This window comes from Denitrificimonas caeni, from assembly GCF_905120345.1.
Lineage (GTDB): Bacteria > Pseudomonadota > Gammaproteobacteria > Pseudomonadales > Pseudomonadaceae > Denitrificimonas > Denitrificimonas caeni_A.
In genome coordinates this window covers 144,406-167,006 of sequence record NZ_CAJHOA010000001.1, presented here as the reverse complement: position 1 = coordinate 167,006, position 22,601 = coordinate 144,406, and the positions used below count along the sequence as shown (strand labels likewise).

General features: G+C 47.8%; 22 protein-coding genes. 13 read left to right on the top strand and 9 right to left on the bottom strand.

What is annotated here, in order from left to right; translation table 11 throughout:
- Positions 1-52 precede the first annotated feature (52 nt).
- The 3 genes from JYJ62_RS00740 to JYJ62_RS00730 form a co-directional block, all read right to left on the bottom strand.
- Positions 53-724: an HAD-IA family hydrolase gene (locus JYJ62_RS00740; protein ID WP_205340271.1), complete on the bottom strand. Its 672-nt coding sequence runs from the start codon at positions 722-724 to the stop codon at positions 53-55.
- Positions 724-1,422: a bifunctional 2-polyprenyl-6-hydroxyphenol methylase/3-demethylubiquinol 3-O-methyltransferase UbiG gene (gene ubiG / locus JYJ62_RS00735; RefSeq protein WP_205340270.1), complete on the bottom strand. Its 699-nt coding sequence runs from the start codon at positions 1,420-1,422 to the stop codon at positions 724-726. The genes JYJ62_RS00740 and ubiG overlap by 1 nt, the downstream gene beginning before the upstream one ends.
- A 124-nt stretch (positions 1,423-1,546) precedes the next feature.
- Complete coding sequence (locus JYJ62_RS00730; RefSeq protein ID WP_205340269.1) at positions 1,547-2,875, bottom strand: TRZ/ATZ family hydrolase; 1,329 nt, start codon at positions 2,873-2,875, stop codon at positions 1,547-1,549.
- 158 nt (positions 2,876-3,033) lie between these two features.
- On the opposite strand from JYJ62_RS00730, the gene mtnA reads away from it, so the two are divergent.
- From mtnA to rpsA, 8 genes are all read left to right on the top strand, one after another.
- The gene (gene mtnA / locus JYJ62_RS00725) at positions 3,034-4,104 is read left to right on the top strand and encodes an S-methyl-5-thioribose-1-phosphate isomerase (RefSeq protein WP_205340807.1); all 1,071 of its coding nucleotides are present in this window, start codon (positions 3,034-3,036) and stop codon (positions 4,102-4,104) included.
- 173 nt (positions 4,105-4,277) lie between these two features.
- A complete protein-coding gene (gene gyrA / locus JYJ62_RS00720) occupies positions 4,278-6,953 on the top strand; it encodes a DNA gyrase subunit A (protein WP_205340268.1) in 2,676 nt (891 codons plus the stop codon).
- A gap of 7 nt (positions 6,954-6,960) precedes the next feature.
- Positions 6,961-8,043: a 3-phosphoserine/phosphohydroxythreonine transaminase gene (gene serC / locus JYJ62_RS00715; protein WP_232365683.1), complete on the top strand. Its 1,083-nt coding sequence runs from the start codon at positions 6,961-6,963 to the stop codon at positions 8,041-8,043.
- Positions 8,044-9,138 (top strand): prephenate dehydratase, encoded by a 1,095-nt coding sequence (pheA, locus tag JYJ62_RS00710; RefSeq protein WP_205340266.1) that lies wholly within the window; start codon positions 8,044-8,046, stop codon positions 9,136-9,138.
- A gap of 54 nt (positions 9,139-9,192) precedes the next feature.
- Entirely contained in the window at positions 9,193-10,305 is a 1,113-nt protein-coding gene (gene hisC, locus JYJ62_RS00705; protein ID WP_205340265.1) for a histidinol-phosphate transaminase, read from the top strand.
- Position 10,306: 1 nt separating this feature from the next.
- Positions 10,307-12,541: a bifunctional prephenate dehydrogenase/3-phosphoshikimate 1-carboxyvinyltransferase gene (locus JYJ62_RS00700; RefSeq protein WP_205340264.1), complete on the top strand. Its 2,235-nt coding sequence runs from the start codon at positions 10,307-10,309 to the stop codon at positions 12,539-12,541.
- Positions 12,538-13,224, top strand: coding sequence for a (d)CMP kinase (cmk, locus tag JYJ62_RS00695; RefSeq protein WP_205340263.1), 687 nt, complete (start codon positions 12,538-12,540; stop codon positions 13,222-13,224). Before JYJ62_RS00700 ends, cmk begins: the two co-directional genes overlap by 4 nt.
- A 153-nt stretch (positions 13,225-13,377) precedes the next feature.
- Entirely contained in the window at positions 13,378-15,057 is a 1,680-nt protein-coding gene (rpsA, locus tag JYJ62_RS00690; RefSeq protein ID WP_205340262.1) for a 30S ribosomal protein S1, read from the top strand.
- Between the two features lie 112 nt (positions 15,058-15,169).
- Here the strand turns inward: rpsA and JYJ62_RS00685 are convergent, their stop codons facing one another.
- Entirely contained in the window at positions 15,170-15,868 is a 699-nt protein-coding gene (locus JYJ62_RS00685) for a class I SAM-dependent methyltransferase (protein WP_205340261.1), read from the bottom strand.
- Between the two features lie 179 nt (positions 15,869-16,047).
- On the opposite strand from JYJ62_RS00685, the gene JYJ62_RS00680 reads away from it, so the two are divergent.
- The 3 genes from JYJ62_RS00680 (at position 16,048) to JYJ62_RS00670 (ending at position 17,438) form a co-directional block, all read left to right on the top strand.
- A complete protein-coding gene (locus JYJ62_RS00680; RefSeq protein ID WP_205340260.1) occupies positions 16,048-16,284 on the top strand; it encodes a glutaredoxin family protein in 237 nt (78 codons plus the stop codon).
- 103 nt (positions 16,285-16,387) lie between these two features.
- Complete coding sequence (locus JYJ62_RS00675; RefSeq protein WP_205340259.1) at positions 16,388-16,759, top strand: YkgJ family cysteine cluster protein; 372 nt, start codon at positions 16,388-16,390, stop codon at positions 16,757-16,759.
- Positions 16,760-16,874: 115 nt separating this feature from the next.
- Entirely contained in the window at positions 16,875-17,438 is a 564-nt protein-coding gene (locus JYJ62_RS00670) for a nitroreductase family protein (RefSeq protein ID WP_205340258.1), read from the top strand.
- Between the two features lie 5 nt (positions 17,439-17,443).
- On the opposite strand, the gene JYJ62_RS00665 is transcribed toward JYJ62_RS00670, so the two are convergent.
- From JYJ62_RS00665 to JYJ62_RS00645, 5 genes are all read right to left on the bottom strand, one after another.
- The gene (locus JYJ62_RS00665) at positions 17,444-18,754 is read right to left on the bottom strand and encodes a HAMP domain-containing sensor histidine kinase (RefSeq protein ID WP_205340257.1); all 1,311 of its coding nucleotides are present in this window, start codon (positions 18,752-18,754) and stop codon (positions 17,444-17,446) included.
- A 60-nt stretch (positions 18,755-18,814) separates the two neighbouring features.
- On the bottom strand, positions 18,815-19,282 hold the full coding sequence (locus JYJ62_RS00660; protein ID WP_205340256.1) for a hypothetical protein: 468 nt from the start codon (positions 19,280-19,282) through the stop codon (positions 18,815-18,817).
- A gap of 101 nt (positions 19,283-19,383) precedes the next feature.
- Complete coding sequence (locus tag JYJ62_RS00655) at positions 19,384-20,070, bottom strand: response regulator transcription factor (protein WP_205340255.1); 687 nt, start codon at positions 20,068-20,070, stop codon at positions 19,384-19,386.
- Between the two features lie 40 nt (positions 20,071-20,110).
- The gene (locus JYJ62_RS00650; RefSeq protein WP_205340254.1) at positions 20,111-20,413 is read right to left on the bottom strand and encodes a YciI family protein; all 303 of its coding nucleotides are present in this window, start codon (positions 20,411-20,413) and stop codon (positions 20,111-20,113) included.
- 1 nt (position 20,414) lies between these two features.
- Positions 20,415-21,008, bottom strand: coding sequence for a septation protein A (locus JYJ62_RS00645; protein WP_205340253.1), 594 nt, complete (start codon positions 21,006-21,008; stop codon positions 20,415-20,417).
- 66 nt (positions 21,009-21,074) lie between these two features.
- Between JYJ62_RS00645 and JYJ62_RS00640 the strand changes: the two genes are divergently transcribed.
- Together JYJ62_RS00640 and JYJ62_RS00635 are read left to right on the top strand one after the other, a co-directional pair.
- Positions 21,075-21,932, top strand: coding sequence for a PHP domain-containing protein (locus tag JYJ62_RS00640; RefSeq protein WP_205340252.1), 858 nt, complete (start codon positions 21,075-21,077; stop codon positions 21,930-21,932).
- A gap of 16 nt (positions 21,933-21,948) precedes the next feature.
- Positions 21,949-22,572 carry an L-threonylcarbamoyladenylate synthase gene (locus JYJ62_RS00635; protein ID WP_205340251.1) on the top strand — a complete coding sequence of 208 codons (624 nt, stop codon included), beginning with the start codon at positions 21,949-21,951 and terminating at the stop codon, positions 22,570-22,572.
- Positions 22,573-22,601 lie beyond the last annotated feature (29 nt).

Genomic DNA, 22,601 nt, shown 5'->3' with positions numbered 1-22,601 from the left:
AGCCAATAAGCTTATGTTAAGTCGAGCCTAGTAATGCTTGGCCCAGCCGTTCTCAACAGCCACATTGTGCTGCTAGCAAAGGTTCTAACTCCGCAATTGTATCAATCACTGCGTCGGCGCCCCAATTAGACGGATTGTCGCTCGGTAAGATATAACCGTAGCGCACGGCAACGGTACGCATATTGGCGGCGCGACCGGCATCTATATCGCGTTTATCATCACCAACATACAGTACTTGACGCGGCTCAAGCTGTAACTGCTCACAGGCAGCCAATAACATATCAGGCGCTGGTTTGCTATTTTCAACATGGTCAGGGCAGAGCAGTACGGCGCTGCGGGCAGAGAGATTTAAGGCATCCATAATCGGCTGAGCAAAACGCAAAGGCTTATTGGTTGCCACGCCCCAGCGAAGACCTGCATCGTCTAGACGCTGTAAGACGTCTAAAACGCCAGCAAAAGGCTCAGTAAATTGCGCATGCTGTAGATCATAGATAGCGAGAAACTCATCGCGCAGCAACGCTAACTCAGGATCACTTGCCTCTAAAGCAAAGGCATATGCCACCATGGCTTGTGCGCCCAGTGATACCTGCTGACGAAAGCCTGATTCATCGCACAATGGTGCTAAATCACGCTGTACACGCATGCTCTGGACAATGGCATAGAAATCCTTGGCCGTATCGAGCAGCGTGCCATCCATATCAAACAACACCGCTTGAATACGCATTAGGTGTCCTTAGTGGTGTACAGCATATAGTTCACGTCAACATCCGCTTCAAGCTTGTAACGCTTGGTCAGAGGGTTGTAGGTTAAACCAATAATATCTTTCACTTGCAAGCCGGCAGCACGACTCCAAGCACCCAGTTCGGAGGGGCGAATGAATTTTTTAAAATCGTGAGTACCACGTGGCAATAAACGCATAATGTATTCAGCGCCAACAATGGCAAATAAGTACGCCTTCGGATTGCGATTAATAGTAGAGAAAAACACCTGACCACCAGGTTTGACCAGTGTATAACACGCTCGAATAATTGAAGCAGGATCAGGCACATGCTCAAGCATTTCTAAACAAGTGACCACATCAAACTGACCAGGCATTTCTTCAGCTAAAGCCTCAGCGGTGATCTGTCGATACGTTACCTCAACACCGCTCTCTAGTTGATGCAGACGGGCTACTGCTAGCGGCGCCTCACCCATATCAATACCAGTCACTTGCGCGCCGCGTTGCGCCATTGCTTCACTTAAAATACCGCCACCGCAACCGACATCTAAAACATTCTTGCCGGCTAAGGATGCTCGCTCATTAATCCAGTTGACACGCAATGGATTGATATCATGCAGGGGTTTAAACTCGCTTTCACGATCCCACCAGCGGTGAGCTAAGGCTTCAAACTTCGCAATTTCAGCATGGTCTACATTGGTCATAACCCAGTCCTATACGATATGTGCTGCGATTTAAGCTGCACATCATGCCAGTTTTTGCGGTTTTTTTCCTTAGTGTTCGTTAATCGCGCATATCAACAAATATATTAAACTTTAAGATAGCTCTCTAAACAGCTGATTTATTTGATATTTTACTTGCCCACTGCTGACTTTTAGCAATGATTTTTTGCTCATCCATTCGCACTAATTGCCGACTTTTTAATAACTGTTTACCACCGACCCAGACATGCTCAACGCAGTTACGCCCGGCGGCATAAATCAATTGCGACACCGGATCGTAAACAGGCTGTACCGAAAGATCATTAAAGTTAAACGCGGTGATATCAGCGAGCTTGCCCACTTCTAAAGAGCCGGTTTGCGCATCGATACCCAGCGCCCTCGCGCCATTTAAAGTGGCCATGCGCAGCGCACGATGGGCATCAATAGCACTGGCTGACTGCGCCACCGCTTTTGCCAATAAAGCAGCAGTACGGGTCTCACCCAGCAGATCGAGATTGTTATTGCTGGCGGCGCCATCCGTGCCAATCGCCACGTTAACCCCAGCATTCCAAAGGCGCTCAATGGGGCAAAAACCACTGGCCAGCTTTAAATTCGATTCAGGGCAATGGATAACGCTACTATTGCTTTGCACCAGCAGGGCAATATCTTCATCATTCACTTGGGTCATATGTACGGCTTGAAAACGTGGACCAAGTAAGCCTAAACGCGCTAAGCGAGCTAAAGGGCGCTCACCATATTTGTCTAAACTTTGTTGTATTTCCGCCGCAGTTTCATGCACATGCATTTGCACAGGGGCATCCAATTGTGCGGCGAGCATGACAATGTCATCTAAGCCTTGATCACCGACTGTATAAGGTGCGTGCGGGCCAAAGCCGATGGACAGGCGTGGATGCTGTTTAAAATCATCGAACAACTGCAAACCTTTGCGTAACGATTCAGCACTATTGCGTGCGCCTGGCACAGGGAAGTCGAGCATCGGCACAGTGATTTGCGCGCGAATGCCGCTGCTGTGTACTTGCTGGCAAACGATATCCGGAAAGAAATACATATCAGAAAAACAACTGATACCATTTTTTAATTGCTCAGCAATCGCCAGATCAGTGCCATCTCGAATGAAGTCTTCATTAACCCATTGCGCTTCGGCTGGCCAGATATGCTCATGAAGCCATGCCTGCAACGGCAGATCATCGGCTAAGCCACGAAACAAACTCATTGCAGCATGACCGTGCGCATTGATCAGGCCTGGCGTTAGCAGGGTGTTAGGCAGCTCGCGAATATCAGCGCACGGCACTTTTAATGCTTGCTCACGCGGAGCAATCAAGGCGATACGATCGCCGCGAATACCAATTGCGTAATTTTTTAAAATCACCCCAGCCGGTTCGACGGGCACCAGCCACTCGGGCAATAACAAACAATCTAACGGCGAGTGTGGCATGCGTGGCTTCCTGCTTAAAAAGTGAACCTATGTGAATTTATAGGCAAATGTGTTGAATCTCGATTGACGCCATCACTGCATAATAAGACACAGCTTATATACGGTTTTAACTGCAGATTCGGCTATAATTGCTTATTTTTCAAGGGGTCATGCCAATGATACGCGAACAGATGCTTGCCGCTGAGAAAGTAAAGGCGCTGGAATGGCGTGATAATGCGCTGTATTTATTGGATCAACGCTTACTGCCGCAACACGAGCATTGGCAGCGTTACGAAACAGCTGCTGAAGTAGCGCTAGCCATCCGTGAGATGCGTGTGCGTGGCGCGCCTGCGATCGGAGTGGCTGCGGCTTTTGCTGTGGTGCTCGCGGCACAAAAGCTTGTGGATAGCCCTGTCAGCACTTGGTCCGCAGCATTAGCCGCAGACTTTGCGCTGCTAGCAGAATCCCGTCCCACAGCGGTTAATTTGTTTTGGGCGCTGCAAAAAATGCGTGACTGTTTAGCCATAGCAGTGCAACAGGCACAACCCTTACCAATATTGGCAGCACAAGCTGTAGCGATATTAAACGATGACCGCGAAGCCAATATGCAGACCGCACAACTCGGCCTGCAGGTTATTCGCGAAGCCAGTGCTGCATCACAGCATGTCATGACCCATTGTAATACCGGTGCGCTAGCAACCGCTGGATTTGGTACCGCCTTAGGGGTGATTCGTGCAGCCTATTTAGACGGGCTAGTCAGCTGTGTACACGTCAATGAAACCCGCCCTTGGTTACAAGGCTCACGCTTAACCGCTTGGGAGTTGGTGGGTGAGGGCATTCCTAGCGTACTCAATGTGGATTCCGCAGCAGCACACTTAATGGCGCAAGGTAAAATAACCTGGGTGATTGTCGGTGCTGACCGTATTACTGCTAACGGCGATGTCGCTAATAAAATTGGCACCTATCAGCTGGCGGTATTGGCACGTTATCATCAGGTAAAATTTATGGTGGTTGCCCCCAGTTCAACGATTGATATGCAACTCAGCAGTGGTACAGCAATCCCTATTGAAGAGCGCAATGGAGAAGAAATTCTTTATATTGGCGAGCAACGTGTTGCTGCGCAGATTGATGCGTTTAATCCGGTGTTTGATGTAACACCTGCTGACCTGATCGATGTGATAGTCACTGAGCGCGGCATTGTTATGCAGCCGAACCAACAGAAAATGCATGCGTTGATGCAGGACAATTGAAAACCTTTACCTACACATGCGTGCACTGCAAAAACCTGCCAGAGAGGACGTTAAAGCCTCACAGGCGGTTAAGCCAAGAAAAGCCATAGCGTAGATTGAGCGCGCTAGCATGGCATGTGTTACTATTAGCCGCTTGAATTGGGCATGATGAATTAATAAGGAACCGAGCTTCCATGGGTGATTTGGCCAAAGAAATTCTTCCGATCAGTATCGAAGATGAAATGCGACAGTCGTACCTTGATTATGCAATGAGCGTAATTGTTGGACGGGCGTTGCCAGATGCACGTGATGGTTTGAAACCTGTTCACCGGCGTGTACTGTTTGCGATGCGCGAATTGGGTAATGACTGGAATAAACCCTATAAGAAATCGGCGCGTATCGTCGGTGACGTGATTGGTAAGTATCACCCGCACGGTGATACCGCTGTATACGACACCATTGTTCGTATGGCGCAGCCTTTCTCTTTGCGCTATTTACTAGTGGATGGCCAAGGTAACTTCGGTTCTGTTGATGGTGATAACGCAGCTGCGATGCGTTATACCGAAGTGCGCATGACCAAGTTGGCTCACGAGTTACTGGCTGACTTAGAAAAAGAAACAGTAGATTGGGTGCCGAACTACGACGGCACTGAAATGATTCCTGCTGTTATGCCAACCAAAATCCCCAACTTGTTGGTGAATGGCTCCTCCGGTATTGCCGTAGGTATGGCGACAAATATTCCGCCGCATAACCTGACGGAAGTGATCAACGGCTGTCTAGCATTGATCGATAATCCGGAAATCAGTATTGATGACCTGATGGGGTTTATTCCAGGCCCAGATTTCCCAACGGCCGGTATTATCAATGGTCGCGCCGGTATTATTGAAGCCTACCGCACGGGTCGTGGCCGCATTTATATGCGCGCCCGCACCTTTATTGAAGATATTGATAAAGTCGGCGGTCGCCAACAGATCATTATCAGTGAACTGCCGTATCAGCTCAATAAAGCCCGTTTGATCGAGAAAATTGCTGAACTGGTTAAAGAGAAAAAGCTGGAAGGCATTAGCGAGCTGCGCGACGAGTCGGATAAAGACGGTATGCGCGTAGTGATTGAGCTGCGTCGCGGTGAAGTACCCGAAGTAGTACTCAACAACCTCTATACGCAAACGCAAATGCAAAGTGTGTTTGGTATTAACGTCGTCGCACTGGTGGATGGTCGCCCACGCTTACTCAACCTCAAAGACATGCTCGAAGTCTTTGTACGTCACCGTCGTGAAGTAGTCACTCGTCGCACCGTGTTTGAGTTACGTAAAGCCCGTGAGCGCGGTCACGTCCTAGAAGGACAAGCAGTTGCACTGTCGAATATTGACCCTGTGATTGCGATGATCAAAGACTCACCAACACCAGCAGAAGCCAAAGAGCGCTTAATTGCAACAGCGTGGGAGTCCAGTACTGTATCCGCTATGGTTGAGCGCTCAGGCGCTAACTCGAGCCGTCCAGAAGACTTAGACGAACAGTATGGTATGCGTGATGGTTTTTATCACCTTTCTCCAGAACAAGCACAAGCCATTCTTGATTTACGCTTACACCGTTTGACCGGTCTTGAGCATGAAAAACTGCTCGCAGAATATCAAGAGATTCTATTACAGATCAGCGAACTGCTTAAAATCCTCGGTAGCGCTGAGCGTCTACTTGAAGTCATTCGCGAAGAGCTTGAGAAAGTCAAAGCTGACTTTGGTGATGAGCGTCGTACTGAAATCACCGCATCACAAGTTGACTTAACCATTGCTGACCTGATTACAGAAGAAGAGCGCGTCGTGACTATTTCGCACTCAGGTTATGCAAAAAGCCAGCCACTGGATGCTTACCATGCGCAACGCCGTGGTGGTCGCGGTAAAGCGGCAACTGGCGTTAAAGATGAAGACTATGTTGAACATCTACTGGTAGCCAATAGCCACACCACGTTATTGCTGTTCTCCAGTAAAGGTAAAGTATACTGGATGCGCACCTTTGAAATTCCAGAAGCATCACGCACCTCGCGCGGCCGTCCTATCATCAATTTATTACCACTGGATGCCGGTGAAAAAATCACCGCGATGCTACCGGTTGATGAATACACCGAAGATCACTTTATCTTTATGGCGACCGCTAACGGTACTGTGAAGAAAACGCCACTTGAGCAATTTAGCCGTCCACGAACCTCAGGCTTAATCGCTTTGGCTCTGGATGAAGACGACACCTTGATCTCTGCTGCCGTCACTGATGGCTCGCGCGAAGTCATGCTGTTCTCTGATGGCGGTAAAGTTACCCGCTTTGCGGAAACCGATGTGCGTGCGATGGGTCGTACCGCTCGTGGTGTGCGTGGTATGCGTCTACCAGAAGATCAAAAACTGATTTCGATGTTGATCCCAGAAGAAGGCAGTGAAATCCTCACGGCTTCTGCCCGTGGTTTCGGCAAGCGTACCGCCGTTACTGAATTCCCTAACTACCGTCGTGGTGGCCAAGGTGTGATTGCGATGGTATCCAATGAGCGTAACGGTAAGTTGGTTGGCGCTATTCAAGTACTAGACGGTGAAGAGATCATGCTGATTTCTGACCAAGGTACCTTAGTGCGGACTCGTGTTGACGAAGTGTCATCATTATCTCGCAATACCCAAGGCGTTATGCTAATTCGTTTAGCAAAAGACGAAACTTTAGTGGGTCTCGAGCGCGTTCAAGAACCAACGGCTCTTGATGACGATGAAGTACTAGAAGATATTGAGCAAGGCACAGAAGAGGCGTCCAATGATGAGACGTCAGTGGTTAATCAGGACGTTGTAAGCGAGGATGAACAGCCGCTTATTGACGAGACAAGCAACCCCGAAGAGTGATAGTGCAGTGAGTAGAGTTTATAATTTTTGTGCAGGCCCTGCTGCGCTCCCTGAAGCGGTATTGCAACAGGCGCAAAGCGAGCTATTAGACTGGCACGGCAAAGGTTTGTCAGTCATGGAGATGAGTCACCGTGGTGACGAGTTCACCTCCATCGCCGCTGAAGCCGAGCAAGACTTGCGTGACCTGCTAAGTATCCCGAACGACTATAAAGTGTTGTTTATGCAGGGTGGTGCGAGCCAGCAGTTTGCACAGATCCCACTCAACCTCTTAGCTGATGGCGGTTGTGCGGATTATATCGATACCGGTATTTGGTCACGCAAAAGCATTGATGAAGCACGCCGTTTTGGCAATATCAATGTTGCAGCCAGCGCTAAAGCATTTGACTACTTTGCTATTCCAGGTCAAAACGAATGGAAACTCAGCAAAGATGCGGCCTATTTGCATTACGCCAGCAATGAAACCATTGGTGGTTTGCAGTTTGACTGGACGCCAGAAGTCGGTGATACACCGCTCGTCGTCGATATGTCATCAGACATTCTCTCTAAGCCGTTAGATGTCAGCCGCTACGGTATGATTTATGCCGGCGCGCAGAAAAACATTGGCCCAAGTGGTTTGGTGGTTGGCATTATTCGTGAAGACTTACTCGGTCATGCGCGTGCCAGCTGTCCAACCATGCTCAACTATAAAGTTGCGGCTGATAACGGCTCAATGTACAACACACCGCCTACGTTTTCTTGGTACTTATCAGGCTTAGTCTTTAAGTGGCTGAAACAGCAAGGTGGCTTAGACGCCATGGCTAAGATCAATCATGCGAAGCAAGCACTGCTGTATAAAACCATCGATGACAGCGATTTTTATAGCAACCCGATTGCTGTCAATGCGCGCTCTTGGATGAACGTACCTTTTCGCTTAGCCGATGAGAAGCTGGATAAAACGTTCTTAGCCGGCGCTGATGAACGCGGCTTGCTCAATTTGCAAGGTCATCGCTCTGTCGGTGGCATGCGCGCGTCTATTTATAACGCGGTCTCGTTTGAAGCGGTTGAAGCGCTGGTAGCTTATATGCAAGCCTTCGAGAAGGAGCACGCATAAGTGAGCGATCAAGAACTGCATGCTTTACGCGTGCGGATTGACTCCCTGGATGAAAAAATCCTTGAGTTGATCAGTCAACGTGCCCGCTGCGCCCAAGAAGTTGGACGCATTAAAATGGCTACTTTAGCAGAAGGCGAGCAGGCGGTATTTTATCGTCCTGAACGCGAAGCTCAAGTACTTAAACGTATTATGGAACTCAATAAAGGTCCTCTCGATAACGAAGAGATGGCGCGCTTGTTCCGTGAAATCATGTCGACTTGCCTCGCTCTTGAGCAACCATTAAAAGTGGCATACTTAGGTCCAGAAGGTACGTTCTCGCAAGCAGCGGTACTTAAGCATTTTGGTCAAGCTGTCGTCAGTAAACCAATGACTGCGATTGATGAGATTTTCCGTGAAGTGGCTGCCGGCGCCGTGACCTTTGGCGTAGTGCCTGTAGAAAACTCAACCGAGGGCGCGATTAATCACACCCTTGATAGTTTCCTTGAGCATGACTTAGTCATTTGTGGCGAAGTAGAGCTACGCATTCACCATCACTTACTGGTCGCTGAAAATACTAAAACAGAAAAAATCTCACGTATCTATTCCCATGCACAGTCATTGGCACAATGCCGCAAATGGCTGGACGCTCATTATCCCAACGTTGAACGTGTTGCGGTGTCTAGCAATGCTGAAGCGGCTAAACGGGTTAAAAGCGAGTGGAACAGTGCTGCAATTGCCGGTGATATGGCAGCCCAGTTGTATGGGTTGACTATTCTGGCTGATAAAATTGAAGACCGTCCAGATAACTCGACACGTTTTTTAATTATCGGTAATCAGTCAGTACCGACCACCGGTGATGATAAAACCTCGGTGATTGTCTCAATGAGCAATAAGCCCGGCGCTTTGCATGAGTTGTTAATTCCATTTCATAACAGCGGCATTGACCTGACTCGCATTGAAACGCGCCCATCACGCAGTGGCAAATGGAGCTATGTCTTCTTTATTGATTTTTATGGTCATAAAGATGATCCGTTAGTAAAGAGCGCGCTTGAAACGATTGCTCAAGAAAACGTTGGTCTAAAAGTTTTAGGCTCATACCCCAACGCCGTTCTCTAACCATACTTTAGGCTGTCGCTCGAATAGCGGCAGCTGATTGTTTGAGGCAAGCAAATGAGTTGTGATTTTCTTACTCTGGCACTACCCAGTATCCAAGAGTTATCGCCTTATGTCCCCGGGAAACCGGTTGATGAGCTAGCGCGTGAACTGGGTCTTAATCCGGCTGACATTGTTAAGTTGGCCAGCAATGAGAACCCTTTAGGGCCCAGTGCAAGCGTATGCGCGGCGATCAGTCAAGCGCTGCCCGAGCTGACTCGTTATCCGGATGGTAGTGGCTTTGCTCTAAAGGAAAAGCTGGCTGCACATTATGCACTTGATCCAGCACAGATCACTTTAGGCAATGGCTCCAACGATATTCTTGAGCTGGTTGCGCGAGCATGGTTAGCACCGGGCCGTAACGCGGTATTCAGTGCGCATGCGTTTGCAGTCTACCCGATTGCGACTTTAGCGTCGGGTGCTGAGTGCCGCGAAGTTCCAGCTAAAGACTATGCCCACGATCTTGATGCTATGGCTGCCGCTATCGATAGCAATACTCGCGTAGTCTTTATTGCCAACCCTAATAACCCAACCGGCACTTGGTTTAATCAGGCCTCACTCAATGTGTTTTTAAGCAAAGTACCTGAGAATGTCTTGGTGGTATTGGACGAAGCCTATATCGAATATGCGCTAGACAGCGATCTACCTGACGGCATGGATTACTTAAGTCGCTATCCTAATTTATTGGTTTCGCGAACTTTCTCCAAAGCCTATGGCTTGGCAGCTTTGCGAGTAGGCTACTCAGCCTCATCGAAAGAAATTGCCAATATACTAAACCGCGTACGCCAGCCATTTAATGTCAATAGTTTAGCCCTGGTGGCTGCTTGTGCCGCATTGGATGATAGCGATTACTTGGAGCGTAGCCGAACAGCTAATACTCAAGGTATGCAGCAATTAGAAGACGGTTTTAAACAATTAGGTTTGTCTTGGTTGCCATCACGCGGTAACTTTATTGCCGTAGACTTTAACCGTGATGCTGCTGCAATCAACCAAGCCTTGCTCGAGCAGGGCGTTATTGTTCGGCCGGTTGCTGGTTATGCGATGCCTACTTTTTTACGGGTATCGATTGGTACAAAAGCTGAAAATCAAAGGTTTCTGGATGCATTAACCCATGTTTTAAAGCAGGTTTAAAATGCAGAAATCGCCTCCCATTACACCCCTCATTAATCGCTTAGTCGTCGTTGGCTTAGGCTTAATCGGTGCCTCTTTTGCCAAGGGTGTTCGCGAGGCAGGTTTAGCGCAAGAGGTGATCGGCGTTGATCTTAACTTGCAAGCGTGCCAGCGTGCGGTTGAGCTAGAGGTTGTCGACAGCTGTACCACTGAATTAGATACAGCCTGTAAAAATGCTGATGTAGTGATGTTAGCCGTACCTGTTTTAGCTTTAAAAAAGTTGTTAGCTAAGCTGGCTGCTCTCAAGCTGCAACATACTATTATTACCGATGCGGGTAGTGTGAAAGGTCATTTGCTGAAAGCGGCGCAAGAAATATACGGACAGTTACCGCCGCTTTTAGTGCTTGGTCATCCGATTGCTGGCTCAGAACGCAGTGGGGTTGAAGCCGTCAATCCATGCTTATTTAAACACCACAAGGTCATCCTAACTCCGCATGAACACACAGATCCTGCAGCCTTGTTGTGTGTGCAACAGCTTTGGCAGAGGTTAGGTGCTGATGTTGAGCTAATGAGTGTTGAACAACATGACCGCGTTTTAGCAGCAACCAGTCATTTGCCGCATTTACTAGCGTTTGGTTTAGTCGATTCCTTGGCTAAAAGAAGCGAAAACTTAGAAATATTTCGCTATGCAGCGGGTGGCTTTCGCGACTTTACTCGTATCGCTGGCAGTGATCCACTAATGTGGCACGATATTTTCTTAGCCAATCGCGACGCTGTTTTACAACAGTTAGACCAGTATCGTGATGATCTGGATGCACTGCGTAATGCTATTGCCGAAGAAGATGGGCGTCATTTGCTTGGTGTGTTTACCCGAGCACGTGTAGCCCGCGAACATTTCAGTACAATTTTAGCCCAAAGGGCCTATGTGAAAACCATGCTTGATAATGATCTGATTTTTTTAGCCAGCCCAGGCGGGCAGGTGAATGGCACGATTCGTGTTCCAGGTGATAAATCCATCTCACACCGCGCTATTATGCTCGGCTCGTTAGCCAACGGCGTAACTGAAGTAGAAGGGTTTCTTGAAGGTGAAGATGCACTAGCAACCATTCAAGCGTTTCGCGATATGGGTGTAGTCATTGAAGGCCCAGAAAATGGCCGTGTTGTCGTGCACGGCGTTGGCTTGCACGGTTTACAACCAGCACCCGGTCCGATTTATGTCGGTAACTCTGGCACCACGATGCGTCTGTTGTCCGGTATTTTAGCCGCGCAACCCTTTGATAGCACCTTAACGGGTGATGCTTCACTGTCAAAGCGCCCAATGAATCGCATCGCCAAACCTTTACGTGAAATGGGTGCGGTGATTGAAACCGCTGCAGAAGGCCGTCCACCACTCACACTGCGCGGCGGTCAACGCCTCACTGGCATGCATTATGAAATGCCGATGGCCAGTGCTCAGGTTAAGTCGTGCCTACTATTGGCAGGTATGTATGCCGCTGGTGAGACCTCGGTGACTGAGCCAGCACCAACCCGTGATCATACCGAACGTATGCTGCGTGGCTTTGGTTATCCAGTCGAAGTACGCGGCGCTACCGCTAAAGTTGAAAGCAATCATGCACTGACCAGCACCCATATCGAAGTACCCGCGGATATTTCTTCTGCAGCGTTCTTTATGGTTGCGGCCAGTATTGCCCCAAACTCTGAACTGGTTTTAGAGCATGTTGGAATTAACCCAACGCGCACCGGCATCATTGACATTCTGAAGCTAATGGGTGCAGATTTAAGCCTTGAACGCGTGCATGAAGTGGGCGGCGAGTTAGTGGCTGATGTCCGTGTGCGCAGTGCTCGTTTAAAAGGTATCGAGATCCCATTGGAGTTGGTGCCATTAGCCATTGATGAGTTCCCGGTTCTATTTATTGCTGCAGCTTGCGCGGAAGGGCGTACAGTATTGCGTGGTGCTGAAGAGTTACGCGTTAAAGAATCTGATCGCATTCAAGTCATGGTTGATGGTTTAACCACCTTGGGTATCAACGCGCAAGGCACACCAGACGGTATCATTATTGAAGGCGGACAAATGGGCGGAGGTGAGGTTTGGGCGCACGGCGATCACCGTATTGCGATGTCCTTTAGCGTGGCGTCACTGCGCGCAAGTGCTCCAATCCGTATTCATGACAGTGTGCACGTGGCAACCTCGTTTCCGAACTTCTTAGAACTGTGTAAACAGGTCGGAATGCATGTAACAGAAGAGGGTCAAGTATGAATGAGGCTGTAGTCATCACCATTGATGGGCCCAGCGGTTCAGGTAAAGGGACTGTGGCGGGCTTGCTTGCCTCGACGCTGCAGTGGCACTTGCTCGATTCGGGCGCGCTATATCGCGTGCTGGCCCTCGCTGCGCAAAAACATAACGTTGCGCTAGATGATGAGCATGCCTTAGCAACTCTAGCTACAGATTTAGATGTGCAGTTTGTACTTGATAGCGACAGTAACTCGCAGCGCATTGTTCTTGAGAAGAGTGATGTCACTGACACCATCCGCAATGAAACTGTTGGTGCTCATGCCTCACAAATCGCCGTCTTACCAGCGGTCAGGGCAGGCTTACTGCGCCGTCAGCAGGATTTTCAGCAAGCGCCTGGCTTGATCGCCGATGGTCGTGATATGGGCACTGTAGTGTTTGCCGAGGCACCATTAAAAGTTTTTCTGACCGCCAGTGCCGAAGAGCGTGCGCGTCGCCGTTATTTACAGTTGAAAGACAAAGGCGAAACTGTTACCCTTACGAGTCTCCTCGAAGAGATTCGTGCGCGTGATGAGCGTGACACCAATCGTAGCATTGCGCCGTTGAAGCCTGCAGATGATGCAATTATCTTAGATTCAACGACAATGACCATCGAGCAAGTGTTAGAAAGAATTCTCAGTGAAGTTGCAGTACGCAGCTTAGCTGGATAATAAGAGCAAGCGCGCATGAGTGTGCTTTGACTCTAAAATGAACCATGTGCAGCTCCCAGATAATAGCTGTCATGACTTCAACTTATAAATAAGACCACATTATTCTGGAATGTGGATTTGGGCAGATTTTGCCCTCGATCAGCAGGATTAAACATGAGCGAAAGCTTTGCAGACCTTTTTGAAGAAAGCCTAAAAACCCTAGACATGCAACCCGGTGCAATCATCACTGGTTTAATTGTTGATATTGATGGTGATTGGGTAACAGTACACGCTGGTTTGAAATCAGAAGGCGTTATCCCCGTTGAGCAGTTCTACAATGAGCAAGGCGAACTGACCATCAAGATTGGTGACGAAGTTCACGTTGCACTTGACGCGGTAGAAGACGGCTTTGGTGAAACCAAACTGTCCCGTGAAAAAGCTAAACGTGCTGAGTCTTGGCTGGTTCTTGAAGCGTCTTTCAACGCTGAAGAAGTTGTCATGGGTGTTATCAACGGTAAAGTTAAAGGTGGCTTTACCGTTGATGTGAACGGTATTCGCGCGTTCTTACCAGGTTCTTTGGTAGACGTACGCCCTGTTCGCGACACTGCGCACTTAGAAGGCAAAGAGCTTGAGTTCAAAGTTATCAAGCTTGATCAAAAACGTAACAACGTTGTTGTATCACGTCGTAGCGTTCTGGAAGCAGAGAACAGCGCTGAGCGCGAAGCACTGCTTGAGAACCTGCAAGAAGGTCAACAAGTTAAAGGTATCGTTAAGAACCTTACAGATTACGGTGCATTCGTTGATCTGGGCGGCGTTGATGGTCTGTTGCACATTACTGATATGGCTTGGAAGCGCATTAAGCACCCAGGCGAGATCGTTAACGTTGGCGACGAAATTGACGTTAAAGTACTGAAATTCGACCGCGAGCGTAACCGTGTATCTTTAGGCCTGAAACAGTTAGGTGAAGATCCATGGGTAGCTATCAAAGCCCGTTACCCAGAAGGTACTCGTGTTAATGCACGCGTAACTAACCTGACGGACTACGGTTGCTTTGCTGAGCTGGAAGAAGGCGTTGAAGGTTTGGTTCACGTTTCAGAAATGGACTGGACTAACAAAAACATTCACCCATCCAAAGTTGTACAGGTTGGTGACGAAGTTGAAGTTCAGGTTCTGGACATCGACGAAGAACGCCGCCGTATTTCTCTGGGTATCAAGCAGTGCAAATCTAACCCATGGGAAGATTTCTCTAGCCAGTTCAATAAAAACGATAAAATCTCCGGTACTATTAAGTCAATCACTGACTTTGGTATCTTTATCGGCCTAGACGGCGGCATTGACGGTTTAGTGCACTTATCAGACATCAGCTGGCATGAAGTAGGCGAAGAAGCTGTTCGTCGCTACAAGAAAGGCGATGAGCTGGAAACTGTTATTCTGTCTGTTGATCCAGAGCGCGAGCGTATCTCACTCGGTATCAAGCAGTTAGAAGATGATCCATTCTCAAGCTACGCTTCAGAACACGAGAAAGGCACGATTGTGCGCGGTACCGTGAAAGAAGTTGATGCTAAAGGCGCGGTTATCTTGTTAGCTGACGACATCGAAGCAGTACTGAAAGCATCTGAAATCAGTCGTGACCGTGTAGAAGATGCACGTAACGTTCTGAAAGAAGGCGACGAAGTTGAAGCGAAAATCATCAACATCGACCGCAAGTCTCGCGTAATTAACTTGTCTATCAAGTCTAAAGACGTTGAAGATGAGAAAGATGCGATCAAAGAAATGCGTAAGCAAGAAACAGAGTCAGCCGGTCCAACCACTTTAGGTGATTTGATCCGTGCCGCTCAAGAGAGCAAGAACTAAGTTCTTTGCGATCTAAAAAAGGGTGACTTCGGTCACCCTTTTTTTATACCTAAATAATTTATAATTAGCGTTACTTGCGTAGCAGCTTAAACACCAACGACTTAATCTAAGCTCAATGGCGATTATAAATTAATAGGCGCCCACGGTATTTTTCATGATTTGGATCGGTCTCAACCAGCACTTCATCGGAACTTAACTCAAACCCAAGCCCCTGCATCTTACGGTTAAAGGCGGGTCGGTAGCCACGATTGGGGTCAACAATCCAAACTTCAGCCTGATCATTGGCATACATATTCACAAAGCGCGCCAAGGCACTGGGCATATCAGGCTCATACAGCAAGTCGCTGCCTACAATTAAGTCATATTTTTTATGTAATAGGGCAGCACCAGTGTCAACGATAGAAGGGACAGGATGCTCACCCCATTGGCCGTGTCGAAACGGCAATTTTGGCAGGCTATTTAAGCGTAGATTTTCTTGTAAAAACAATTTGGCTTTTGGATGGCGATCAGACGCGGTAATATTCGCGCCTCTACGGTGTGCAACTAAACTCGCCAAAGCAAGTCCACAACCAATCTCTAAAATTTTCTCATTGATATCAACAGGGCGTAAAGCTAAAGCACTGGCGAGGCGAATACTTGAAGGCCAAAGCATGCCAAATAAAGACCATGACGCTGAACAAATACCCAGCCTTGATGCGGCGCCTAGAGGGTCATAGAATTGCTGTCGATCCAGCAAAGAACGAATAATAAGATCGTTTACACCATCGATCTCAATGGTTTCTGTTTTTGTGTAGTAATCCTGAGTACTCATGAAGTTAACATATAAAAAAGCCTCGAAAACAATGACTCATCTAGTATCGCACAATTAAAAGAATCATTCTTTTAATCTGCTTTTAGCGTTAACTACTCAGCAACTTCAAGGTTTTTAACTGATTTTAGCGACTTCATCAAACCTAACGGTTATAAATTTATTTTAATAGAAGAATAAGCATGTCTGCACATTGTGAGTTATTTGGCACCTTAGGCTGTCACTTATGTGAAGAAGCAGAGCAGGTTTTACAGCCATTTGTTGCACAGGGCCTGGTTGTTGAACTGCTAGATATTATTGAATCGTCTGAATGGCTGGAGCGTTATTCGCTCACTATTCCCGTCTTGCGCCGAGTGGATAATGGTCAAGAGCTGAATTGGCCATTTGATGAAAATGATGTATTACGGCTGTTAACATAATTATTTTCATAGTCGGTACTGGATTTTATTTATCCGCGCACACCAATAGGTCTAAACTATTCGTGCGCCGGCCTTGGCCGGTATCATGTGGCCAATACATATCATGTCAGATAGCAATCCATGCTTAACCTGTGGCGCTTGTTGCGCTTATTTTCGCGTTTCTTTCTTTTGGGGTGAATGTCAATCAGCCGGCGGTACAGTACCCGACGACTCTGTTATTCCTATCAATTCAACCTTTGTTGCAATGATAGGAACTGATCGTAAGCCTGCTCGCTGCACCGCTCTAATGGGCAGTATTGGGCAAGGTGTACGCTGCACAATGTATGAGAACCGCTCATCCAGCTGCCAAGACTTTCAAGCGTCTTGGGAGAATGGCGTGCATAACTCTCATTGTGATGCAGCTCGAGCAGCGCATGGTTTGCTGCCACTCGATCCGCCATTACAGCCCGGTATCAGCCCCGACAGGGTTGCTTAGCAAGGTAGAAACGTCCGCACAACATGCATTATGCGCAATACCCCACTAAACAAGTTGGTTATTGCGCGCGAATTGTTTAGTATACTTGATCGATAAATGAGCGAGGAGAAGTACGATGGATGCCATTGATCTTTTATTAAAGCGCGTATCAGTGCCTCGCTTGCAAGAGCCTGCACCCACTGCTGAACAGCTTGATTTGATGTTGCGTGCAGCGCTACGAGCACCTGATCATGGACAAATAAGACCTTGGCGCTTCTTAACCATTCAAGGTGATGATCGTAAGAAACTAGGTGAGTTATTTGTTCAAGGTTTACTCAGTACGATGCCAGAGGCAAGTAGTGAGCAAATAGAAAAAACTCGAGCAATGCCCCTGCGTGCGCCATTATTATTGATAGTTATTGCTACGATAAGCGAACATCTAACAGTACCTGCCCATGAGCAGTTACTGGCTGCTGGTTGTGCTGCGCACGGAATATTATTAGCTGCGCATGCGCAGGGCGTAGGAGCTGTATGGCGCACTGGCGCTGTAGCAGAGATTACAAAAATCAATACGGAACTGGGCTTACAAGACAATGAGCGTGTTGTTGCCTACATTTATTTAGGTACGCCGATTAACAGCTTACGCAATCCACCAGACCTTGATCCGGCACCTTTTGTACAGGCCTGGCCTGAAGCCTAAGTTATTTAATCAATCTGCGGTAACTGCACGGTGGCGATAAAGCCTCCCTCGGGATGATGGCTGAAAGATATCTGTCCGCCGTGTTGTTCTATAGCGCGTTTGGCAATGGCCAGTCCCAATCCATAACCTTGATGGATTTGTCCAGGCACTCGAAAAAAATTGTCGCCCAGCTTACTCAGCCATTCATCACTGACACCGGGTCCGTGATCGCGGATGCTAATCATTAAACCAGTAGATTGTTGCGTTACGGTAATACAGATAGGATCTGATGACGGATTAAAACGCAGAGCATTGCGCAATAAGTTATCTAAAGCCCGCTGCAAGAGCTCAAACCAACCTTGATAGCTGCAATTGTGCGCGCCTTTGATCTCTATTTTTTGCTCAGGTTCCAGTAAGGCAGCATCATCCACTAGATCATTCAATAACTCATCAATGGCGATATTTTGCTTAGGTGCCTGCACTTGATCTAGACGGGCTAACGTCAGTATTTCATCGATCAAGACGTCCAGACGCTGGCACTCGAGGTGTAAGCGTGGCCATAAGGTCGCACGCTCGTCTTCACTGCAACGCTCAGCCAAAGCTAAAGCAATGTGTAAGCGGGCTAGGGGCGAGCGTAACTCATGAGATACATCCCGCAACAACTGCCGCTGACTTTTAATTAAGCCTTGTAAACGTTGCCCCATATTGTTGAAGTCAGATGCCAAAACACCTAATTCATCGCGTCGTTGGGCCAACTGACTCAGATCTTCTTTTTGATAAGTGGTCTCACCCAAATCATGTACCGCATGCCGTAAGCGATTCAACGGACGAGTAATGGATAAGGTCAACAGTAAACTCATTGCGGTTAATACCAATAACGCAATAACCAACGCAATAACAGGGCGCAGACCGTTACTGCGCTGCCAGGCGCCTAACTCGCTGTGGGCAATACGATAAATAAACAGGTAACTCTGGCCATTACTGCCAGTCGCTTCTTGAGTAATACGACGCCATGGCAAACGCTGCGCACCGCGTTTAGCTTCCCATGCCAGAGAGTGCATTGACAGTCCTTTACTCAGCGATACGCCATTCTCATCGAGGATTTGAGCCTCAATACGATAACGACGTTTTTGCTGCTGTAAGTAGTACAGCGCAGGCTCTGTTGCTCCTGATTCATATAAGCTCAACCAAGAAGCGGCAAAGTTCTTTAAGCCAGGATGGTGATTAAGAATCCAATCATCTTGGTTAAAAATACGCACAAGCAAATAGGTGAGGGCACCCATCAAAACTAAAGCTAACCAAAAGGCGCCAAGTATCCTCCAAAACAATGAGCGCATGATGGTTGTCCTTATAAAAAAGCGGCTCACATAAAACCTGAGCCGCTTAAGGTACGTGTATTACTGCGCAGTGTTGGCACGTTGAGCGCGCTTGTCTTGGCCTGAGCGAGATGATTTATCTGATTTTTGCATATAGTTTTGCATTCTCTCCTGCATCTGCTCCATCTCTTGATCGAAAGTGACACGCTGCTCATCATTTAACAATGCGCGTAACTTATCGTGGTGTGCAGTACGTGCTTTTTGTTGCTGAGCACGGTGTTCTTGCATTTCAGCTTGAAATGCTTCGCGTTGTACAGGTGTCAGCTCTAAACGCTCAAACCAAGCCGCTTGGCGTTTCTGCATTTTGTCTTGGCGCCATTTAGTATTTTTCTGTTTCTGTTCCGCCGACTGTTTCTGCATGCCTTGCTGGCCTTGCATGCCCTGCTGGCTTTGCATATTCTGCTGTTTTTGCTGGCCTTGTTCAGGCATCGCCCAAACACTTAAAGGAAGTATGGCACTGAGCAAAAGGGCTGTAGTTTTAATTCGCATGATAAATCTCCTTAATCACCGATCCGCCGATTGCGGTATGACTCTAGTATGCCTAAACCAGTGTCAACTACAGTCAAGCAGATGTAAAGAAAGGGTAAATTTTAAATACTGTAATAATAGCCTCGTCCACGTAGGGCAACGATACGTGGACTGGCGTCAGCGTGTGGACCGAGTTTTCGGCGCAAGTTACTGACATGCATATCAAGGCTACGATCATACAACGTTAGTTTACGATCAAGCGCTAACTGTGCCAGCTGTTGCTTATCAATCGGCTCACCAGGTGCTGCTAATAACGCGTCTAAAATACGACCTTCGGAGACCGTTAAGATAATATCGTCTTGATCATTGATATTGGCCACGCCACGAGCAGAGCTGTACTGTAAATCACCAACGATAATCGTACTGAGTGTGGCAGGGGCACTCACACTCCGTCGCAATACAGCACGCAGGCGCGCGGTTAACTCACGAGGATCACAAGGTTTAGCTAAGTAATCATCAGCGCCTAACTCGAGACCAATAATACGGTCAGTAGGCTCACCGCGCGCAGACAACATCAAAACCGGTAGTTGTGGGTGTTCAGCTCGTATCTTACGTAGCAATTGCAAGCCATTACCATCAGGCAACATCACATCAAGAATCACCGCATCCGGTTGTGGATGACTGTCTAAATAATCCCGTGCGCTTTGCGTGTCGAAGCATGCATGCAATACAAAGCCTTCTTGGCTAAGCCAGTGGCTTAATAGCTCACATAACTCTTGGTCATCATCCACTAATAAAATGCTGCTCATTGCCTTTTAACGACTCCAACGACTGTCTTGTATAAAGCGTCTAACGTGGAAAAACCTGTTTAAACGGCTTAACCCGAACGTCAGCATAAACACCAGCAGCACAATACGGATCGGCAGCGGCCCAGTCTTGCGCTGCTTGCAAAGAAGCAAACTCCGCAACCACTAAACTACCACTAAAGCCAGCCGAGCCTGGGTCACTGCTATCCACTGCAGGATGCGGTCCAGCAATAACGAGGCGACCCGCTTGCTGCAACGCTTCTAAACGTGCCAAGTGAGCAGGGCGTGCAGCCAAGCGTGCATCTAGACTGTTCGCTACATCTTCGGCAATAATTGCATACAGCATCTTATAACTCCTTATTTGAGCCGTCCGGTGTATCTTGCATATGCCGAGATAAAAACACGCCCTGACCGATTAAAAACAGTACGGTCATCGTGAGGCTGCCAAATACTTTAAAATCCACCCAGATCTCATGGAAAGTGAAGGCGACGAATAAATTAGCCGCACCAGCAAACATGAAGAAGATCACCCAGGCGATATTCAGTTGAGTCCAGATGCGATCAGGCAAATTAATCGCATGGCCCATCACACGCTTAATTAAAGGCTGCTGACCTATAAAGTGGCTACCAGCAAAAGCCAATGCAAATAACCAGTTCACCACCGGTGCTTTCCACTTTAAAAAAGTCTCGCTATGGAACGCTAAAGTTAAGCCACCAAAAAATAAGCAGCCGACTAGCGTTAACCATTGGCCTTTCTCAAGGCGACGATGCATCGCAAATAAAGTGCCATAGACCACTACGGAACTGATAATCAATACTGCCGTTGCGCTAAAAATGCCTCCTATAGAAAAGACCTGTCCAGCCAGTTCAACATCACGAGGATCCAGCTTAAAGACAATAAAGAATAAGATAAGTGGGATAAAATCGATGAATTGTTTCACAGTGCGCGCCATAACAGAAAGGAAACGGCATAATAGCAAACACAGCAGCAAGCGTAAGCATTGAACATGGATATAGATCTACATTGTCACAGTACAGCATCCGATGGCGTCCTAGCACCAAGCGAATTAATTATACGTGCTCATCAGCAAGGCGTGAAAACTCTGGCCCTAACGGATCATGACACCATAGAGGGACTGCCTGAAGCACACCAAGCAGCCAGTGAGCTTGGTATTCAATTAATCAATGGTATTGAGATGTCCTGTCTTTGGGGCGGTGCGACTATCCATATTTTAGGTTATGGCTTTGCCCTAGATGATCCGGAGATTTTAGCCGCGACTCAAACATTACATACCGGACGCTGGTTGCGTTCCGAAGAGATAGCTAAGCGTTTAGCCGCTAAAGGCATTGCAAACGCATTAGAAGGCGCGCAAGCCGTGCAAGCGGCCTTAGGTGACAGTTTGAACGCCCCAGCACGTCCACATTTTGCACAGTTTTTAGTAAAGGAAGGGCACGTACGTGACCATGCCGAAGCTTTTCGTAAATGGCTGGGGGCAGGCAAAATTGGTGATGTTAAACAGCATTGGCCGTCGTTTGAGGAGACTATGGCAACGCTTGGTCGAGCTAAAGCGTTGATTAGTTTGGCACACCTGTATCATTACAACTTTACTCGCACTAAACGGCGGCGTCTGGTGCAAGATTTTGTCAATACTGGCGGACATGCACTGGAAGTGGTCAACGGAATGCAACCCGCTGAGCAGATCGGTACTTTATCGATTCTAGCCCGCGAATTTAATTTAAAAGTGACTGCTGGCAGTGATTTTCACCTGCCGCAGCAGTGGTCTGAGTTAGGGCGTTATCGTGCCGTCCCCGATGATTTAACACCACTGTTTGCGCCGCCTGCAGCGCCAGATGTAACTCTTTAACCATGAGGACATGGCTATGAAATTTTTTCAGATTCATGCGGAAAACCCACAAGAGCGCTTGGTCAAACAAGCCGTAGAGGTGATTCGCAAAGGTGGTGTCATTATTTACCCAACGGACTCATCCTACGCGTTAGGCTGCCGTCTCGGTGATAAAAGTGCACTCGAGCGTATTCGTCGTATTCGTCGTTTAGACGATAAGCACAACTTTACTTTAATGTGCCGAGACTTGTCTGAGTTGGGCGTATTTGCCAAGGTTAACACGACCGCATTTCGCCTATTAAAAGCCTATACCCCCGGCCCTTACACTTACATCCTCAACGCAACTCGAGAAGTGCCACGGATGTTGATGCATCCTAAGCGTCGCACTATTGGCTTACGTGTTCCTGGACATCCGATTGCCCAAGCCTTATTGGCTGAGTTGGGTGAGCCGCTGATGAGTGTGACCTTGATTCTGCCAGATGCCGATGAGCCACTAAGTGATCCTTATGAGATTCGTGACTTACTAGAAAACCAAGTCGATTTAATTATTGATGGCGGCTACGGTGGTATTGAGGCATCGACGGTGGTGAGTTTTGTTGATGAAGAACCAGAAATCCTACGTGAAGGTTGCGGTGACCCTGAACCTTTCCGTAGTCGTTAAGATTTGACTTTGCAGTGACTCAGTCAGCT

Coding starts and splice junctions, on each gene's coding strand:
- JYJ62_RS00740 (WP_205340271.1), bottom strand. CDS start 724: ATGCGTATTCAAGCGGTGTTGTTTGATATGGATGGCACGCTGCTCGAT.
- ubiG (WP_205340270.1), bottom strand. CDS start 1,422: ATGACCAATGTAGACCATGCTGAAATTGCGAAGTTTGAAGCCTTAGCT.
- JYJ62_RS00730 (WP_205340269.1), bottom strand. CDS start 2,875: ATGCCACACTCGCCGTTAGATTGTTTGTTATTGCCCGAGTGGCTGGTG.
- gyrA (WP_205340268.1), top strand. CDS start 4,278: ATGGGTGATTTGGCCAAAGAAATTCTTCCGATCAGTATCGAAGATGAA.
- hisC (WP_205340265.1), top strand. CDS start 9,193: ATGAGTTGTGATTTTCTTACTCTGGCACTACCCAGTATCCAAGAGTTA.
- JYJ62_RS00700 (WP_205340264.1), top strand. CDS start 10,307: ATGCAGAAATCGCCTCCCATTACACCCCTCATTAATCGCTTAGTCGTC.
- cmk (WP_205340263.1), top strand. CDS start 12,538: ATGAATGAGGCTGTAGTCATCACCATTGATGGGCCCAGCGGTTCAGGT.
- rpsA (WP_205340262.1), top strand. CDS start 13,378: ATGAGCGAAAGCTTTGCAGACCTTTTTGAAGAAAGCCTAAAAACCCTA.
- JYJ62_RS00685 (WP_205340261.1), bottom strand. CDS start 15,868: ATGAGTACTCAGGATTACTACACAAAAACAGAAACCATTGAGATCGAT.
- JYJ62_RS00680 (WP_205340260.1), top strand. CDS start 16,048: ATGTCTGCACATTGTGAGTTATTTGGCACCTTAGGCTGTCACTTATGT.
- JYJ62_RS00675 (WP_205340259.1), top strand. CDS start 16,388: ATGTCAGATAGCAATCCATGCTTAACCTGTGGCGCTTGTTGCGCTTAT.
- JYJ62_RS00670 (WP_205340258.1), top strand. CDS start 16,875: ATGGATGCCATTGATCTTTTATTAAAGCGCGTATCAGTGCCTCGCTTG.
- JYJ62_RS00665 (WP_205340257.1), bottom strand. CDS start 18,754: ATGCGCTCATTGTTTTGGAGGATACTTGGCGCCTTTTGGTTAGCTTTA.
- JYJ62_RS00660 (WP_205340256.1), bottom strand. CDS start 19,282: ATGCGAATTAAAACTACAGCCCTTTTGCTCAGTGCCATACTTCCTTTA.
- JYJ62_RS00655 (WP_205340255.1), bottom strand. CDS start 20,070: ATGAGCAGCATTTTATTAGTGGATGATGACCAAGAGTTATGTGAGCTA.
- JYJ62_RS00650 (WP_205340254.1), bottom strand. CDS start 20,413: ATGCTGTATGCAATTATTGCCGAAGATGTAGCGAACAGTCTAGATGCA.
- JYJ62_RS00640 (WP_205340252.1), top strand. CDS start 21,075: ATGGATATAGATCTACATTGTCACAGTACAGCATCCGATGGCGTCCTA.
- JYJ62_RS00635 (WP_205340251.1), top strand. CDS start 21,949: ATGAAATTTTTTCAGATTCATGCGGAAAACCCACAAGAGCGCTTGGTC.